The 16,907-nt window shown below is 38.4% G+C and carries 16 protein-coding genes and 1 riboswitch; of the genes, 9 read left to right on the forward strand and 7 right to left on the reverse strand.

Annotation, left to right across the window (positions count from 1 at the left end; all coding sequences use genetic code 11):
- The first annotated feature begins 52 nt into the window (after positions 1-52).
- The 5 genes from pdaA (at position 53) to LJY09_RS01990 (ending at position 8,266) form a co-directional block, all read left to right on the forward strand.
- Positions 53-862, forward strand: coding sequence for a delta-lactam-biosynthetic de-N-acetylase (pdaA, locus tag LJY09_RS01970; RefSeq protein ID WP_028412443.1), 810 nt, complete (start codon positions 53-55; stop codon positions 860-862).
- Between the two features lie 162 nt (positions 863-1,024).
- Positions 1,025-2,410: a 23S rRNA (uracil(1939)-C(5))-methyltransferase RlmD gene (gene rlmD, locus LJY09_RS01975; RefSeq protein WP_028412442.1), complete on the forward strand. Its 1,386-nt coding sequence runs from the start codon at positions 1,025-1,027 to the stop codon at positions 2,408-2,410.
- Between the two features lie 302 nt (positions 2,411-2,712).
- Positions 2,713-4,062, forward strand: coding sequence for an FAD-binding oxidoreductase (locus tag LJY09_RS01980; RefSeq protein WP_028412441.1), 1,350 nt, complete (start codon positions 2,713-2,715; stop codon positions 4,060-4,062).
- 199 nt (positions 4,063-4,261) lie between these two features.
- Positions 4,262-4,342: riboswitch (glycine riboswitch) on the forward strand.
- 159 nt (positions 4,343-4,501) lie between these two features.
- Positions 4,502-5,845, forward strand: coding sequence for an amino acid permease (locus tag LJY09_RS01985; protein ID WP_028412440.1), 1,344 nt, complete (start codon positions 4,502-4,504; stop codon positions 5,843-5,845).
- Positions 5,846-6,124: 279 nt separating this feature from the next.
- A complete protein-coding gene (locus LJY09_RS01990; protein ID WP_028412439.1) occupies positions 6,125-8,266 on the forward strand; it encodes a PAS domain-containing sensor histidine kinase in 2,142 nt (713 codons plus the stop codon).
- Between the two features lie 423 nt (positions 8,267-8,689).
- Here the strand turns inward: LJY09_RS01990 and LJY09_RS01995 are convergent, their stop codons facing one another.
- The 4 genes from LJY09_RS01995 to LJY09_RS02010 all read right to left on the reverse strand — a co-directional run bounded on the left by LJY09_RS01995 (position 8,690) and on the right by LJY09_RS02010 (position 11,814).
- Positions 8,690-8,806: a YfhE family protein gene (locus LJY09_RS01995; protein WP_013055148.1), complete on the reverse strand. Its 117-nt coding sequence runs from the start codon at positions 8,804-8,806 to the stop codon at positions 8,690-8,692.
- A 101-nt stretch (positions 8,807-8,907) separates the two neighbouring features.
- Positions 8,908-9,468 carry a GNAT family N-acetyltransferase gene (locus LJY09_RS02000; RefSeq protein WP_013055149.1) on the reverse strand — a complete coding sequence of 187 codons (561 nt, stop codon included), beginning with the start codon at positions 9,466-9,468 and terminating at the stop codon, positions 8,908-8,910.
- A 255-nt stretch (positions 9,469-9,723) separates the two neighbouring features.
- Entirely contained in the window at positions 9,724-10,851 is a 1,128-nt protein-coding gene (locus LJY09_RS02005; protein ID WP_028412438.1) for an amidohydrolase, read from the reverse strand.
- A gap of 60 nt (positions 10,852-10,911) precedes the next feature.
- On the reverse strand, positions 10,912-11,814 hold the full coding sequence (locus LJY09_RS02010; protein ID WP_028412437.1) for a TIGR01777 family oxidoreductase: 903 nt from the start codon (positions 11,812-11,814) through the stop codon (positions 10,912-10,914).
- A 98-nt stretch (positions 11,815-11,912) separates the two neighbouring features.
- On the opposite strand from LJY09_RS02010, the gene recX reads away from it, so the two are divergent.
- A complete protein-coding gene (recX, locus tag LJY09_RS02015) occupies positions 11,913-12,722 on the forward strand; it encodes a recombination regulator RecX (protein WP_028412436.1) in 810 nt (269 codons plus the stop codon).
- Between the two features lie 108 nt (positions 12,723-12,830).
- On the opposite strand, the gene LJY09_RS02020 is transcribed toward recX, so the two are convergent.
- A complete protein-coding gene (locus tag LJY09_RS02020) occupies positions 12,831-13,484 on the reverse strand; it encodes an SDR family NAD(P)-dependent oxidoreductase (protein ID WP_028412435.1) in 654 nt (217 codons plus the stop codon).
- An 82-nt stretch (positions 13,485-13,566) separates the two neighbouring features.
- Between LJY09_RS02020 and LJY09_RS02025 the strand changes: the two genes are divergently transcribed.
- Positions 13,567-13,881 (forward strand): YfhH family protein, encoded by a 315-nt coding sequence (locus LJY09_RS02025; protein ID WP_028412434.1) that lies wholly within the window; start codon positions 13,567-13,569, stop codon positions 13,879-13,881.
- A gap of 84 nt (positions 13,882-13,965) precedes the next feature.
- Here LJY09_RS02025 and LJY09_RS02030 read toward each other — a convergent pair whose 3' ends face one another.
- Positions 13,966-14,121, reverse strand: coding sequence for a small, acid-soluble spore protein K (locus LJY09_RS02030; protein WP_028412433.1), 156 nt, complete (start codon positions 14,119-14,121; stop codon positions 13,966-13,968).
- A gap of 135 nt (positions 14,122-14,256) precedes the next feature.
- Between LJY09_RS02030 and LJY09_RS02035 the strand changes: the two genes are divergently transcribed.
- Complete coding sequence (locus LJY09_RS02035) at positions 14,257-14,526, forward strand: YfhJ family protein (RefSeq protein WP_028412432.1); 270 nt, start codon at positions 14,257-14,259, stop codon at positions 14,524-14,526.
- Between the two features lie 63 nt (positions 14,527-14,589).
- Here the strand turns inward: LJY09_RS02035 and LJY09_RS02040 are convergent, their stop codons facing one another.
- Positions 14,590-15,570, reverse strand: a complete 981-nt coding sequence (locus LJY09_RS02040; protein ID WP_028412431.1) for a metal-dependent hydrolase — start codon at positions 15,568-15,570, stop codon at positions 14,590-14,592.
- A gap of 242 nt (positions 15,571-15,812) precedes the next feature.
- Between LJY09_RS02040 and mutY the strand changes: the two genes are divergently transcribed.
- The gene (gene mutY, locus LJY09_RS02045; protein WP_028412430.1) at positions 15,813-16,907 is read left to right on the forward strand and encodes an A/G-specific adenine glycosylase; all 1,095 of its coding nucleotides are present in this window, start codon (positions 15,813-15,815) and stop codon (positions 16,905-16,907) included.

The following is a 16,907-nucleotide window of genomic DNA, read 5'->3' on the forward strand; positions in this document are numbered from 1 at the left end:
GAGAAAATTGAGTGGATACTAAGCGTAAAATGACTTCCGAAAGGAGCTTCTTATGCGCCGGTTCACCTTTTTTCTCGTTTTTTTATTCGTGATGTCAACAGGCCTAGCATCTGTTGAAGCACAAATGTATCCAAACACTCCGATCAGCTGGGGATTTCAAAAAAGTAAAAATCATAAGCCCGCATCCGCAGGTACAGCTTATGAACACATTCTTGCTAAGTATGATGCGTTTTACCTCGGCGATACAACTAAAAAAAATATTTATTTAACGTTTGATAACGGTTATGAAAATGGTTATACCCCGCAGGTATTAGACGTGCTCAAAAAAAGAAAGGTTCCTGCGACGTTTTTTGTAACAGGACACTATTTAAAAGAAGAGCCTAAGCTAATTAAGCGAATGGTAAAAGAAGGGCATATTGTCGGCAATCATTCATGGCATCACCCTGACTTAACTCAAGTGGATGATGCACGTTTTAAAGAAGAGCTGCAAAAAGTAAAAGATGAATACAAGAATATTACCGGTCGTGATGAAATGAAGTATCTCCGCTCACCTAGAGGTGTATTTAGCGAACGAACGCTAGCTCTTTCAAAGCAAGAAGGCTATACGAATGTATTTTGGTCACTAGCATTTGTTGACTGGAAAGTGAATGAACAAAAAGGCTGGCGCTACTCATACGACAATATGATGACTCAAATACATCCAGGTGCGATCATGCTTCTGCATACCGTTTCAAAGGATAACGCAGATGCGTTAGATCAAGCGATTGTGGATTTAAAAAAGCAGGGCTATACGTTTAAAAGTATTGATGATTTAATGAACGAACGTAAACAATTGAAAAAAAGTCCTTCTAAAACGAAATAAAGATAAAAACCGACGGGAATGTTTCTCCTGTCGGTTTTTTGCTGTTGAAGTGTTATAATATGCGTTGATGTCTTTTTTAAAGCGATACGGTCCAATAGGTTTTAAGCAGTTAAAGACCGTTAATAACTATATAAAGAATTTAAACTAATCGGAGTTGGTCTCATGAATAAACCAAAAACTGAAATGAAAGTTCAAAAAGGACAAACGTTTCCGTTGACGATAAAAAGACTCGGTATTAATGGAGAAGGCGTAGGCTATTTTAAGCGCCAAGTCGTCTTTGTACCGGGAGCATTACCGAATGAAGAAGTGGTTGTAGAAGCAACAAATGTTCAGCATAAGTTTGCCGAAGGGAAAATCAAGCGAATTCGCAAAAAATCTCCTCATCGCGTAGAAGCACCCTGTCCGATTTACGACCAGTGCGGAGGCTGCCAGCTTCAGCACTTATCTTATGAAGGTCAGCTAGAATCCAAGCGGGATATTGTTCTGCAAGCGTTCGAACGTCACAGTTCATTAAAAAAAGTAGAGGAAAAAACTCGCCAAACGATTGGTATGGAAGATCCGTGGCGCTACCGTAATAAATCTCAGTTTCAAGTCGGCGTGGACAAACAAAAAGTCATTGCTGGTTTGTATGGACTGAATTCTCACCGCTTGATTGATATTGAAAACTGTCCCATTCAGCATAAAGCTACAAATCACGTGACAAAAGAAATAAAACGAATTTTACAAGACCTTCAAATCCCTATCTACAACGAGCGCAAACGCCGTGGAATTGTGCGTACTATCGTATCTCGAGTAGGATTTGAAACGGGTGAAGTGCAAATTGTTTTAATCACGGCTAAAAAAGAAATTCCGAAAAAAGAGCTGCTGATGAAAGAAATTCAGCGCCGCCTGCCGGAAGTGAAATCGCTCGTACAAAACGTAAACGGCCAAAAAACATCGCTTATCTTTGGAGACGAAACGTTTACGCTCGCTGGAAAATCGGTGATTCAAGAAACGTTAGGTGATATCTCATTCGAACTTTCAGCGCGTGCATTTTTCCAGCTGAATCCTCTTCAAACGGTGAAGCTATACGACGAAGTAAAAAAAGCAGCTGCGCTAACAGGCAGTGAAAAAATCGTAGATGCTTACTGCGGAGTAGGGACAATTGGCTTATGGCTTGCTAAAGATGCCAAAGAAATTCGCGGAATGGACACGATTGAAGAATCCATTGTAGACGCGCGAAAAAATGCCAAAGATCATGGATTTGAACATGCCACGTATGTGACGGGTCCAGCTGAAAAGTGGATGCCGCAGTGGGTGAAAGAAGGATGGAAGCCAGACGTAGTCGTCGTTGACCCGCCGCGAACAGGCTGTGATGACAAGCTTCTAAAAACGATTTTACAAGTAAAGCCAAAGAAAGTGGTTTACGTATCTTGTAATCCATCCACATTAGCGAAAGATGTGCAGCAGCTGTCGAAGGCTTATCATGTGGATTACATTCAGCCTGTGGATATGTTCCCTCATACGGCGCATGTGGAGAATGTAGTGAGTTTGACGTTAAAGAAGTAAATAGATGAAGAGTAAAGGGCAGATTTGGTTCTGCTCTTTTTTTATTTGAATTGGACTCTTGTTGGAAGAAAAAATATTCTAATATATCTAATTTGAATTATTGGAAAGTTATGTTTTAGAAAGCATCGGAGCACCGAAAAGAAGTTTTATTAGTACTTATATTTCAGTAAATGAACTGAAATTTCATTTTTTATAGAGATGATAAACGCCAATCTAGTCTTGAAAACCCACACCCTCAACCACCCCAAGAATACTATAGTAATAAAACTACTAAAAAGTATATACAGAGGGGCAGAGGTCAAATGGACTCAATGTTTTTGAAAGGGCTTACGGGTGAAGTGGTAACGCCGAAAGACCCCATTTATGAGGAAACTCGTCAGGAGTGGAATCGTGCTATTGATAAATTTCCGCTTGTGATTGTGTACTGTGAAAAAAAGCAGGATGTTGTAAATGCAATTCAATGGGCGCGCAAGCATCGTGTAGACATTCGCATTCGATCTGGCGGTCATCATTATGAAGGGTATTCTACGGGTGACTGTGTATTGGTCATTGATATCAGTCGGTTAAACGGGTTGAAATTGGATAGGAAACGGAACATCTTAAAGATGGAGGGAGGAGCAAAGAATACGGAAGTGTATGATTTTATCGGTTCGAATGGATATGTGTTTCCAGGAGGAACGTGTCCGACTGTTGGGGTGTCTGGCTTTACGCTCGGAGGAGGCTGGGGGCTTTCGAGCAGACTTTACGGATTAGGCTGTGACAGCTTGATAGAGCTAGAGTTGGTCAATTATGAAGGAAAGATTATTAAAGCAAACAAATCGTGTAACGCGGATCTTTTTTGGGCATGCCGAGGTGCTGGTGGCGGTAATTTTGGCGTTGTGGCAAGCATGACGTTTCAGCTTCCAAAACCGACGAACAGCTCTGTGACGCTTGTTCGCTTCTTTTATGTAGGTACTACAAGAGAAAAACAGGTACAAGTGATGAATATATGGCAAAGCTGGCTGCCTGAATTGGACAAACGTATGACGCTAGTTGCCAGTTTTTATAATGCAGAAGGAGAAGGATTGGGCATATTTGCGAACGGCTTCTTTTACGGATCTCCAGAAAGAGCTCGAAAGATCTTGCAGCCTTTTGCAGAGGTGGAGGGGTTCCGAGTCGAGCTACAGTCATTATCTTTTCTTGAAGCGGTACAAAAGATAGAAGCAACCTATCCTCCTTCTGAAAAATTTAAGTCAACGGGAAGATTTGTGCAAAGAAGTTATTCAGTTGGCCAGCTTGAAAATCTTGCAGATCTCATACAGCGTCCAGCAGAAGGGTCCGTTTACGCCGCGATTTCTTTTTATGCACTAGGAGGAGAAATTCGCAGTGTTGGTAACAGAGAAACGGCCTTCTTTTACAGAAACGCTAGATATATTCTGGGCTTTCAATCTGTATGGACAGACGATGCGTTTGCACGAGCAAACAGAGAGTGGCTGTATAAGCGATTTCAATATATTAAACGTATTACGAAAGGCTCCTATGTGAATTTCCCTATCAGCAACCTTAGAAACTACGAGTATGAGTATTTTGGAGACAACGCAGAGCGGTTAGAAAGAGTAAATAAAAAGTACGATCCATTTAACGTATTTAGGTTTCCGCAGGGACTCAGGTAGCATGTAGAAAAGGATACTAAGTTGACGATTGAACCTGTTTCATTACCTTCTTTCGAAGAAGGTAAATAAATGAAAGTCATCTTTCTTGTTGACAAAGCATCCAACTGGTATTAGAATAAACAACTATTCGACAGTCATTATCTTGATCGAAAAATTTAATACGTAGAAAGCTATGATTGCTATGGATCACACTATAGCAGGAGCAGCTTCTGGAGAGATCGCGATAGTTTCGCGACGCCGAAGGGTTCACAATCTCAGGCAAAAGGACAGAAGAGTACCGGATATTTATTTGGCATGTTACTAATTGGTAGCATGTACCATAATATTTGTTATTCTTATGACCATGAGATTGGAGCGCATCCAATCTCTTTTTTTATTGGACTTTATTTTGTAGTCCGCACGATCGCATCAAAGGTTTTATTGTTAGGAGGAGTTAGAGTTGGAACAACGAGAATTAAAGAGGGATTTATCCAATCGTCATGTTCAGCTAATCGCGATTGGAGGAACCATTGGGACGGGATTATTTTTAGGTTCTGGTAAAGCCATACAGCTTGCAGGTCCCTCTATCATCTTTGCTTATTTAATTGTGGGTATTGCGCTTTTCTTTGTGATGAGAGCGCTAGGAGAACTACTGCTGTCTAAAGCAGGTTATCAATCGTTAACAGATATTGCTGAAGAGTATCTTGGACCATGGGCTTCATTTGTCACAGGGTGGACGTACTGGTTTTGCTGGATCATGACAGCTATGGCTGATGTGATTGCCGTTGGCGTATATGTGAAATATTGGTTCAATATTCCTCAGTGGATTCCTGCACTTATTTGTGTAATCATTTTATTAGGACTTAACTTATTAACCGTAAAATTATTTGGAGAATTAGAGTTTTGGTTTGCTTTAATAAAGGTTATTACGATTCTTGCGTTAATTGTTATTGGCGTTATTTTACTGGTAATCGGATTTAAAACAGATGCAGGATCCGTTACGGTTCAAAATCTTTGGAATCATGGAGGACTGTTTCCAAACGGTGTTTCAGGTTTCTTACTTTCATTCCAAATGGTTATTTTCGCATACGTCGGGGTTGAATTGGTAGGGGTATCGGCAGCGGAAACATCAAATCCCCAAAAAAATATTCCATCGGCCATTAATAAAATTCCGCTGCGAATCTTATTTTTCTATGTTGGAGCGCTTATCGTCCTTTTATTTATTAACCCGTGGATGGAATTGAATGCAGCAGAAAGCCCATTTGTTAAAACCTTTAGTTTAGTCGGAATTCCGCTTGCTGCTGGAATTATTAATTTTGTTGTATTAACTTCAGCCGCTTCTGCTTGTAATAGCGGAATGTTTTCAACAAGCCGTATCTTATATAACTTAAGTAAAAATGACCAAGGGCCATCTACGTTTGCAAAACTGAACAAAAACCACGTACCAAGCAACGGATTGTTTGTATCTACGCTGGTTATCTCGGCGGGAGCTTTGTTAAGCAAACTGATACCAGATCAAGCTTTTGGCATCGTAACAACCATCAGCGCTATTTGTTTCATTTGGGTGTGGAGTATCATTTTGATTTGCCATCTAAGATATAAAAAAACGCGTCCGCAGCTGCATGCAGCATCAACATTCAAAGCACCGTTAACACCATTTATAAACTATGTTGTGCTAGCGTTGTTTGCAGTGATTCTTATTATTATGCTGTTTTCTGATGCGACGCGCCCAGCCTTATTGTTGACACCCGTTTGGTTTATTCTCTTATTTGGTTTTTACGGGGCTAGAAGGAAGAAGAAATAGTAAATGGGTGACCTCATCATTTCGTGATGGGGTCTTTTTATTGGAAGATAAATAATTGATTTCTACTGTATGAAGAAAATGCAGTAAGCAAAGTTTATATAAGAACCCTAAAAAAGTTTTAGCAGAAAATACAGTGAAAAAGCTCATAGTTTTCTGATAGTAATGTAGAACCAAATGCTTTTCTTCTATGTCTAAAGGTGGAATTCTATCATTTACATGGAAAAGTTTTCATTTTGCAGTACAATGGAGGTAGACTTCATTGAATTAAGGTGAACAAACATGAAATGGTTTAAATCTCATACGTTTTGGAAAATCTTCACGATTAATGTGCTTCTTATTTGTACCGTACTGACGCTAATGTTTATAGTTTCAAGAGTGATGCTGCCTAATATTTCTCAAGATCAATATCGACAGGTAACTGATAAAACCGTCAAGAGAATGAAAGAGCAAATTAACATCGTTATTAAAGATATTTGGAGCTTGGGCGACGAGGTACAGCAAGATCCTATTTTTTTATCAGATGATGAACAAGAGATAGACAAAGAACTGCAGAAAATAGTTAATATTTCACCGTATATCGATAGCGGAACCATTTTTAATACAAAAGGGTATGTGGAGCATTATTACCCAGATGATTTAAAGAGTATGAAGCACGTGAACTTAAGTAAAAGAAAATATTTTCAAGAAGCGCTGCGAACTAAAAAAATATATTTAAGCGATGTCGTTTCAGCAGACACAAAGCATTACATTGTGGTGATGGCAATTCCTATTTTGGATGAGCAGCAAAATGTAAAAAAAGTTATAAATTTAGCGCTGCGCATTGAAGAAAATAAAAGCTTTCAATCCATTTTTCAAACGTTCGATATAGGAGAGAACGGCTATACGTTTATTGTAGACCGCAATGGTAGAATTATTTCACACCCTGAGAAACAGAGAATCGGTGAAAATGCCAGGGAAAATGAAATCGTTCAGGAAACGATGAATCATAAATCAGGATATCAGCGCGTTGTGAACACCGAAGGTAAGTACTTCTTTGCGTCATTTGAATATATTCCTGTTTTGGATTGGGGAATTGTCGCTGAATTACCCGTTGAAGAAATTTACAGGCCTTATGAAACGTTTGAAAAAACGCTTTGGACCGTTTCAGGTATTACAATTTTACTGCTTTCTTTTTTTACTGCGTTATATGCAAGGCAAATTGTGAATCCTATTCGTAAACTATATGAATTGGCGGGACAAGTAGCGCGCGGGAATTTTAATCAAAAAATTCCGGAACGAGAAATTGAGCGGGGGGAAATCGGTACTTTATCTAAACAGTTTAATGAAATGATTAGCTATATACGCCATTCTAAAGCAAATTTACAGCAAAAAGAAAATCAGCTGCAGGAACAAAAAACGTTTTTAAGACAAGTCATTGACATTAATCCAAGCTATATTTATGCCATTAATCAAAAAAGGGAGTTCATTCTTGTTAATGAATCTTTTGCGATGCTGCTAGGTGAAAAATCTGATGACTTGATTGGACAACCAATTGATAAATATCAATTCAACCTTCAATCAGATCTTTTATATAAAGGGACGTTTTCAAACTGTACGCAAAAAGGGATGGTATTAGAAGAACAGTTTAAAGATTCGAAAGGAAACCGGCGCTGGGTCGAAACAGCAAAACTTCCTATTATGAATGAAAAACAGGAAGTGATTCAAATGCTGTGCGTATCGACAGATATTACGGAGCGTAAAAAAGCAGAAGAGAAGCTTAGAACTTCTGAGAAGCTTGCCGTTGTAGGAGAACTTGCAGCTGGAGTTGCTCACGAGATCAAAAATCCTTTGACTTCTTTAAAAGGTTTTGTTCACTTATTAAAAGAACAAAATCCCAAAGATGCTTTGTATATAGATATCATGGAAACTGAATTAGAACGAATGAATGGAATCGTAGAAGAATTTTTGATGTTAGGAAAACCTCAGGTTATGAATGTTGAACCCTTGAATATGCAAGCGCTTGTTCAAGAAGTGTGCTCGCTTCTTGAACCTGAAGCAGTAGAAAAAAAGGTAGCTTTCATATTTGAAAGGGATGAGCAATTACCGCAGGTATATGGAGATAAAAATCAGTTAAAACAAGTATTTATTAATATTATTAAAAACTCTATCGAAGCAATGCCTGAAGGAGGGGGTATTCATATTACGATTAAAGCAAAAGAAAACCACCTTTGGCTGCAGCTTGCTGATGAAGGGCAAGGTATTCCTCCTGAACGGTTAGCGAAGATAGGTGAGCCTTTTTATAGTACAAAAGAAAAAGGTACAGGTTTAGGGCTGATGGTCAGCTATCGGATTATTAAAGCTCATCATGCGCAGATGACATTTTCTAGTCAGTTAAATCAAGGAACAAGTGTGGATATATTGTTTCCAATCATAAAAAAGTAGGGGAAGTTCCCCTACTTTTTATTATTATACTTATAATATATCAAAAGCTTTCATGTTACTAAAACAAACGAAAGTGCTAAAGAAGATATCCACAGGTTAACAAGGAGTTAACTGCTGAATTGTATAGGATATTCACAACTTTATCCACATTATTCACATTTTTTCAGAAAATTTACATAAAAATTACCCACTGTCATTTCAAGTTATGAAAGCGGTAATATACATATCTGATAAAGTTATGCACATTATCCACATAATTGTGGGTAAACTTTGTGGATATAGTAAAGTATTAAAAAATCGTAAATCATACGTATGAAATCTTCGCGTTATTATCTTTACATAATATAAAACGTCCTTCCGATACACAGTGTACAGAAAGGACGTTGGGATGATCAAGCGTTGGATAGAGATATTTTGCCTCACTTATTTTTTCGTGTAGCCGCCTGCACGGTCTGCTTTTTTAAACTCGCGGCCGTAATAGATTTCTTGAGCGCTACTTAACGTATTTTTTGCGTTTTCTTTTCGTTTTTTTTCAGACATAAAAAAACCTCCAATTAACGTTTTTCGATCATGCTACTTATTTTTTCCAGAATCTCTCGTTTTTAATCATAAAAAAAGCTCTCCGTGTAACGGAGAGACTCTTACGCTTCTTTAAGCTGGTGATCTTCTTGAACGTCTTGTTCGTGACGCAGGTAGTATAATGTATACAAGTCTTTTGGAATTTCGTATAAATCATATACGTCTTCATGTTGATTAATTTCATCGTATAAAGCTTTGTGTGTTTCATTCGCAAGTACTGCATAAGGCAGTTTTTCGGCAGCCTTAATAGACCTGATGTTGATTTTGCGGATTCGCATAAAAATTCGCTCTATATTTAACTCAAAGAACAGTTCATTAAAGAACGCTTCTTTTGCAATTTGATTATATCCTTTTCCATGAAACGGTTTGCCAAGCCAAGTGCCTAAAAAACCAGCTTGATCCTGTACATCAAATAAATTAATGGTGCCGATAGGGTTACCCCATTCATCTAAAATCGTGCGAGAAATAATTTCTCCATGATCTTCTGCTTCCATCGTTTGTTTAGTCACAAATAAAAATTCTTCATAGGAATGGGCTTTATGACGAACAAAAGGGAAGACATCAGGATGTACCATGAGTTCGTATAGAGATTGACAGTCATTTAGGTCACGTTTTTTTAACATAACTTTTCCCTCCTGATCGAGGGTATATACAGACTCCAATCAAGTCCCCACCCTCGAAATTTTTTAATAATTAAAAAAATTTCGGGGTGGGAATCGAACCCACTAGAACCAGTTACCTGGTGGCGCACCATTTGCCTTCCCATTACAAGTCAACAAACATAAAAAGTCAACGTGTGATGTTTATGCTTTTGTGAAATTCACATGCTTCTAAACGTATCATACTAAAAAAAATAAAAAAAGAAAATAGGTAAAATGTTAATTTTTTTTAAATAATATTTTACCATCTATCATGGTGAAAATAGGCTTTGCTAAGTAGTGAAAGGGATGATGGCTCCATAGCACTAAATCAGCGTCTTTTCCTGCTTCGATACTGCCGATTCGATGATCAATACGGAGATTCCGAGCAGCAGTAATCGTGATGCCTTCTAATGCTTTTTGCTCTTCGAGTCCTTCACGTACGGCAATGGATGCGCAAATATTTAAATACTGAATAGGCGTATAAGGATGGTCCGTTGTAATGGAAACTTCTACTCCTTCATTGCAAAGAGCTTGATAGGTTTTCCACGTTTTATTCTTAAGTTCAACCTTTGAGCGGCGTGTTAAAGTTGGACCTACGCTTACTTTTAAATTTCTTCCACCCAGCTCTTTAGCAATTAAATGGCCTTCTGTACAGTGCTCAATACGGACGTCTAAATGAAATTCATCTGCTAAGCGAAGAGCTGATAGAATATCATCGGCTCTATGAGCATGAATCCGAACTGGAATTTCTCTATTCAGTGCTTGAGTGAGAGGTTTGATGCGCAAATCATCTTTGTTGTCACTGCTTGCTGCGTGATAAAATGCTTCTCGCAGCATCCCCATAATACCCATTCGCGTAATCGATTCTTTATTGCCGTGGCTGTGAATTCGTTTTGGATTTTCTCCTAGCGCAATCTTAAGTCCAGCTGTCTCTTGAATTAACATTTGAGAAATGCTTGTTCCAGCTGTTTTAATAACGGAAGTTGTGCCTCCAATCACATTTGCACTTCCTGGCATAATGTGTACAGACGTAATACCCGCTTCAATGGCATCTTTAAACCCAGGATCTAAAGGATGTACACTGTCAAAAGCTCGGATATGTGGAGTCATAGGTTCAATGGTTTCGTTAGCATCATTCCCGGCCCAGCCGGTTCCTTCATCATATAATCCTAGATGTGTATGAACATCAATAAATCCAGGGAATAAATAACGCTGTTTGCAGTCAATGACTTCTACTCGAAGAGGTGGCTGCAATTTTGGCCCAATTAAAACAATTTTTCCATCTTGAATGAGCACATCACTATTATAAATAGGTTTTGACGTAATAGGATAGAGCGTTGCATTTTTTAAGAGAATGGTTTTCATAAAGTTACTCCTATCTATCGGCAGCTTAGTCACCTGTTTTAGGGAAATAACAGAAAATAACTAGAGTAAATCTCGCAATGCATCTTCTAATACAGTATATGTAAAAATGTAATTCTGTTGAATCAATTTTTCAGGTAAAACGCGCTGTCCCTTTAAAATAATCATACTCATTTCTCCCATCAGCAGCTGAAGGCCAAAGCTAGGTACGGGCATCCAATGAGGACGATTCAACACTTTTCCAATCGTCTTTCCAAACTCTTTCATTTGAACGGGATTTGGGGCAGTGACGTTAACAGCTCCCTCTATTTGTTCGGTATGAATACAATAATCAATGATCTTCACGACGTCTTGAAGATGCACCCAAGACATCCACTGTTCTCCGGAACCGACTGTTCCTCCTGCAAATAATTTATAAGGAAGGGCCGTAGAAGGAAGTGCTCCGCCATCTTTTCCTAATATAACGCCGAATCTTGTTAAGACAGTACGAATATTGAGTTCCATGGCTTTTAGCGCTTCATTTTCCCACTTTTTTACCGTTTCAGCCAAAAAGTCTGTCCCGATCGATGGAGAAGCTTCTGTGAACGTTTCTTTCGTTGATGTCCCGTAATAACCAACGGCGCTTGCATTTACATAAAGTGACGGTTTTTCGGGTAAAGAAGCCATAATGCGAAGAATTTCTTGAGTAGAAGAAAGGCGACTTTCCACGATGGCTTTTTTGCGTTCGTCCGTCCAGCGGCCGCTGTTAAGTGAAACGCCAGCTAAATTGATAAAAACGTCTGCTCCTTCTACATGCTCTTCAGGTTGGCTGTTTTCTTGCATCCACTCTACATATTTAAGTTTCGGATCTCTTGCAGCTTTATCTGCATTGCGTGTTAAAATATATACATAATGTTTTTGTGTTAAAAAATGTTTTGTTAAAGCTTTACCTACGAATCCAGTTCCTCCAGCAATAACAATTTTCATACGAACTTCCTCCTTTATTGAGATAAATAAAAACGTGTATGATACGTTTGGCGGTTCTTCAGCCATCAATTTAAATAAGAAATATGAGGTGAAGGTTAATGCCTGTTGTCACAAAGATCACGACGCAAAAGAATAGCGGTGAACGTTATAATGTGTATTTAGATTACGGTAAAGGTGAAGAGTTTGGCTTTGGTGTTGACGAAAATGTCCTCATCAAATATGACTTAAAAAAAGGTCGTGAGCTTGATGAATTTGAATTAACGGAAATTCAGTACGCAGATGATGAGAAAAAAGCTTATAATTTAGCGATCACTTACTTATCTTATCGAATGCGCTCTGAAAAAGAGGTACATGATTATTTAAAGAAAAAAGAAATTAACTCTACTATTATTCAACAAGTTATTCAGAAACTAGTCAGCCATCGTTATTTAAATGATGAAGAGTTTGCAAAAGCATTTGTGTTAACTCAGATGAACACAACACCAAAAGGACCAAATGTGATTCAAAGAGAATTAAAAGAAAAGGGGATTTCTGATTCCATTATTACCCTTAGTTTATGTGAATACCCTGAAGAACAGCAAATTCAAACTGCTGTAAAATTAATTGAAAAGTTAAAAGGGAAATATAAAAAATTATCTCAAGTAATGATGAAACAAAAAATGGAACAAGCATTGGCAGTGAAGGGCTATTCGTTTTCTGTTATTCAAGAAGCATTTCAGCGAACGGATACAGAAAAAGAAAGCGATGAGGTTTGGGAAGCTCTGCAATATCAAGGAATGAAAGCTCATCGTCGTTTTTCAAAGTATGAAGGCTGGGAATATCAGCAAAAAATGAAGCAGGCTCTTTATAGAAAAGGATTCTCCATTGAACAAATTCAATCATTTCTAGATTCTATTGAAGAGGAATAGAGCGGGGAAAAAAGTATGTTAGTTGAAGGAAGATCCGAACGATGAATCGAGATTCTTGATAGAGAATCCAACTCGTTCGGATTTTTTTATTGTGATGCTTCAATCTTTTTAAAACAAAATATCTTCTGAGTCATTCTGCTGTTTATAAATAATCTCAGCGATTTCTGAAGCTGAGCGCAAGCGGCTTTTATCTTTAATGTGGTTGTTGTGATCCCAAAAAGGAGTATTCATGCCTCCCATATAAGCTGCCGTCACATGAAGGTTGGTATCTTGGTACTCCACTTTTAAACTTTCTGTAAATCCCCTTACGCCAAATTTACTTGCCACATAGACGCTTTCATTGGCTTTCCCTCGAAGTCCTGCAGTTGAAATGATATTCATAACTTTAGGTTCAGGTCTCGTCAAGAGATGAGGCATAAGCGCTTGCGTTAAAAAAATAGTTCCTTTTACATTTGTATCGATGACTTCATCGATTGCTTGTTTTGTATAATCTGTCAAAGGACCAAAATGTCCAATGCCTGCGTTGTTGATAAGGATATCTACTGAATGCTGCATCAGCAGTTTTTCTACAGATTTTCCTACTTCTTCATACTGTGTAATATCTACAGACATCGTATATACGTTTTCTCCTAGCTCATGCTGCGCCTCAGTTAATTTCTGTTGATTGCGTCCAGCTAGAATGACGTTGCAGTCTTTTGCGTAAAGTTTTGCGAGTTCTTTTCCAAGACCCGTCGCACCGCCTGTGATTAGCACTGTTTTCATTCCCAAAACTCCCTTTTCATAGTCTCCCTTTAGTTATACCTTTTGTTATAATAAAATGAAAGCAAACAAGGGGGAAAACAGCATGTCTGAAAAACGTTACAGTGATATGACGACGTATGAACTTCAACAAGAAATTGGGTCTCTTCAAGAAAAAGCACGAAAAGCTGAACAGCTTGGCATGGTCAATGAGTATGCAGTATTAGAAAGAAAAGTAACAATGGCTAGATCGTACTTATTGGATCCTGAAACGTTTCAAGCAGGGGAAGTATATGAAATTCAAGGAGATCCGGGTTCATATTTTAAAATTGATTATATGAACGGAGTTTTTGCATGGGGGTTTAGACTTGGCTCACCGCAAAACGAAGAGGCATTGCCTATTTCCATGTTGAAAAAATAAAGGGACGAACAAGCAGCACGAAGTGTGCTGCTTGTTTGATATCTATATTCGCTTTACTTTTAAACAAATAAGCAAAGCAAGCGGTTATTCTTCGCGCTCATTAGAAGCATGCATACGTTCTTGCGGATGCGTATTGATCGTTCCATTTGCACGTTTTGAAGCGTATTCTGCTTTTGCTCGAGGTTCGCCTTCAAACTTAGTATGATGTTGGTTTGTAAAATCTTTTGCTTTATTGCGCATCGATACCTCTCCTTTTACAACAGAAAGCGTTGCGGTTATGATATAGTACATGAGGGAGTGAATAACTCCGCATTTATAGTGTAAGTTAAAAGTGCAAACATACTCATAAAGAATTTTGGTAATCGAGGTGTTCTTATGAACGATATATTCGAAAGATTAACGAATCAGCTATTAAGCAAAAATAGTTCGCTTTCATACGCTCAAGCCCGTACATGGGTCGAACTTTTCTGGGAAGATTTTGAGTCATCTTACGCAAAAGCAGGATATGATTATAAAGGGAAAGAAGCGACGGAAAAGGTTGTTACGATGTACATCAACAGCTACGGTGACAAACTTCATGAAATCGCGGTTAAAAACCCTAAATATCAGCATTTATTAAATAACGATGACTATTTAAAACATTAAATAAAAACGAACCGTCTTCTCAAGACGGTTCGTTTTTGGGTTTCATATTTGTTCTTGTTATGATTAGTGCGGGAGGTAATCAAGCTTTTTACGCAATTTTTTCTCACTGAAAATCCAACCAGTGTACGAACAAATAATATTTAAATCGTAATCAAGCTGGACCACGGCTACAAATGGATAGTAGTCTTTGCTGCGGTAGCGTAAATCAATAAAGCGCACTTCAATGTGGTCGTTATATTCGTCCAGTTCCCATCTATAAATAGGTGAAAAGGAAAGAAAAGCAGATAAATTTTCATCTTTTTTCGCTACTTCAATTACGGCCGATTCAGGAATTGGAACTTTATCAAACGTATCATAAATAAAAATTTCTTCTCCGATTGCTCTTCCTACATGAAAGTACTTTTCGGTCGTCACGGCTAAGTGCCAGTGAGTGAAACGCAGCGTAGGAGAGATATTGAGCTTGATAACATCAGGAAACTGTTTTCGAAGCTTCTTGGCGATTTGGTGGCGCATATAAAAGCGCAGTCCATAGTAAAACGCCAATAACACATATAGCGTAATGAATGTTGGTCCTGGCTCTGCTCCAATAAACCAGATTAAAATTGCGAGCACGTGGGCTGAGAAAATCACGTAATCAAACGTGTTGATTACGCCAAGAGCAATCCATTTATTTGTGAAAGGCCGTAAAGCCTGCGTGCCATAAGCGTTAAAGATATCAACAAAAACGTGAATAATGACGCCTGCAAAGGTCCACATCCATAGGTGCAGCAAGTTAGCTCCTGGCAGCAGAAGCGAAAGAATGAACACGATAAGCAAAGGCCATAAAATAACAGCCGGGATAGAATGTGTAATTCCACGGTGATTGCGGATATACTGTGCATTATTTCGCAGCTTTAAAACAGTGTCTAAATCAGGTGCTAATGACCCGGCCATTACGCCAATCATCACAGCATCCATTGTGGCTGTATTCGCAGATACAGTGGGGTCTAATGTTGCAAGGCCGCCCAGAGCGATTCCCATTGCAATGTGTGTACCAGTATCCAGAGCGAACTCCTCCTTTGTAAGATGATGACGATCTTAGATTATTCTAATTCAGCATGAAAGCTTGATTTAACGCAAAAAATCTCATTTTATTATTAACGCAGCAAATCGGCTGTTTTTATTCATTATTTGAACAATTCATTTTACTATTCATATTTGTAGTTGTTATAAGGTTATCATAAAGTTACTAAGATTCAAAAAGCAACACATTGTATATGTATAGTTAATACCTCGGAGGCTATGACGTGAAACAAAGTAAAGATATTGTACAAAATTTTGATATTCAAGCATTTCAAAATGACTTAATCTCTTGGTTTGAGCAGGAACAGCGCATTTTACCTTGGCGTCAAGATCAGGACCCTTATAAGGTGTGGGTATCTGAAATTATGCTTCAACAAACGAGAGTAGATACGGTCATTCCTTATTTTAATAATTTTATTAGCAAATTTCCCACTATCAAAGACTTAGCTTATGCGAATGAAGATGATGTGTTAAAAGCGTGGGAAGGATTAGGCTATTATTCTCGTGCCCGTAATTTGCAAACTGCGGTTCGAGAAGTTCACGAACAATACGGGGGAGAAGTTCCAAATACGCCAGCAGAAATCTCCAAACTAAAAGGAGTGGGTCCTTATACAACAGGGGCCATTTTAAGTATTGCATACGGAGTGCCGCAGCCTGCTGTAGATGGAAATGTCATGCGTGTGCTATCGCGCATTTTATCCGTTTGGGATGATATTGCAAAACCGAAAACAAGAAAGTTGTTTGAAGAAATCGTGCATGAAATTATTTCAACAGATAATCCTTCCTATTTCAATCAAGGTATGATGGAACTTGGTGCCATTGTCTGTACACCAACTTCTCCTTCCTGTTTGTTATGTCCAGTTCGCGAACACTGCCGCGCTTTTGAAGAAGGAGTGCAGAATGAGCTTCCCGTTAAATCAAAGAAAAAAGCGCCGCGTGCTCTTCAGCTTGCTGCAGCGGTGATTAAAGACGGTGAAGGAAATTATCTAATTCATAAGCGTCCAAGCAAAGGACTTTTAGCTAATCTATGGGAATTTCCAAATATAGAAGTAGATCTTAGTATAGCGCCAGATCATCAGCAGCTTCAGGCATTTATTCAAAACGAGTACGGAGCTGATATTAAAATTCATGCGCCGTTTACCACAATTCAGCACGTGTTTTCTCATATCGTCTGGAACATCACAGTATATGAAGCAGAGCTTGCAAGTGATATCAGTGCATTAAAAAATTTGAAAGTAGTTTCTGAAAAAGACTTAGAACAATATGCATTTCCGGTTTCCCATCAAAAAATCTTAAAAGAATATTTGCTTGTTAAATAA

The sequence above is a fragment of the Priestia sp. J2 genome, from assembly GCF_020790095.1.
Classification (GTDB): Bacteria; Bacillota; Bacilli; order Bacillales; family Bacillaceae_H; genus Priestia; species Priestia zanthoxyli.

Coding starts and splice junctions, on each gene's coding strand:
- pdaA (WP_028412443.1), top strand. CDS start 53: ATGCGCCGGTTCACCTTTTTTCTCGTTTTTTTATTCGTGATGTCAACA.
- rlmD (WP_028412442.1), top strand. CDS start 1,025: ATGAATAAACCAAAAACTGAAATGAAAGTTCAAAAAGGACAAACGTTT.
- LJY09_RS01980 (WP_028412441.1), top strand. CDS start 2,713: ATGGACTCAATGTTTTTGAAAGGGCTTACGGGTGAAGTGGTAACGCCG.
- LJY09_RS01990 (WP_028412439.1), top strand. CDS start 6,125: ATGAAATGGTTTAAATCTCATACGTTTTGGAAAATCTTCACGATTAAT.
- LJY09_RS01995 (WP_013055148.1), bottom strand. CDS start 8,806: ATGTCTGAAAAAAAACGAAAAGAAAACGCAAAAAATACGTTAAGTAGC.
- LJY09_RS02000 (WP_013055149.1), bottom strand. CDS start 9,468: ATGTTAAAAAAACGTGACCTAAATGACTGTCAATCTCTATACGAACTC.
- LJY09_RS02005 (WP_028412438.1), bottom strand. CDS start 10,851: ATGAAAACCATTCTCTTAAAAAATGCAACGCTCTATCCTATTACGTCA.
- LJY09_RS02010 (WP_028412437.1), bottom strand. CDS start 11,814: ATGAAAATTGTTATTGCTGGAGGAACTGGATTCGTAGGTAAAGCTTTA.
- recX (WP_028412436.1), top strand. CDS start 11,913: ATGCCTGTTGTCACAAAGATCACGACGCAAAAGAATAGCGGTGAACGT.
- LJY09_RS02020 (WP_028412435.1), bottom strand. CDS start 13,484: ATGAAAACAGTGCTAATCACAGGCGGTGCGACGGGTCTTGGAAAAGAA.
- LJY09_RS02025 (WP_028412434.1), top strand. CDS start 13,567: ATGTCTGAAAAACGTTACAGTGATATGACGACGTATGAACTTCAACAA.
- LJY09_RS02030 (WP_028412433.1), bottom strand. CDS start 14,121: ATGCGCAATAAAGCAAAAGATTTTACAAACCAACATCATACTAAGTTT.
- LJY09_RS02035 (WP_028412432.1), top strand. CDS start 14,257: ATGAACGATATATTCGAAAGATTAACGAATCAGCTATTAAGCAAAAAT.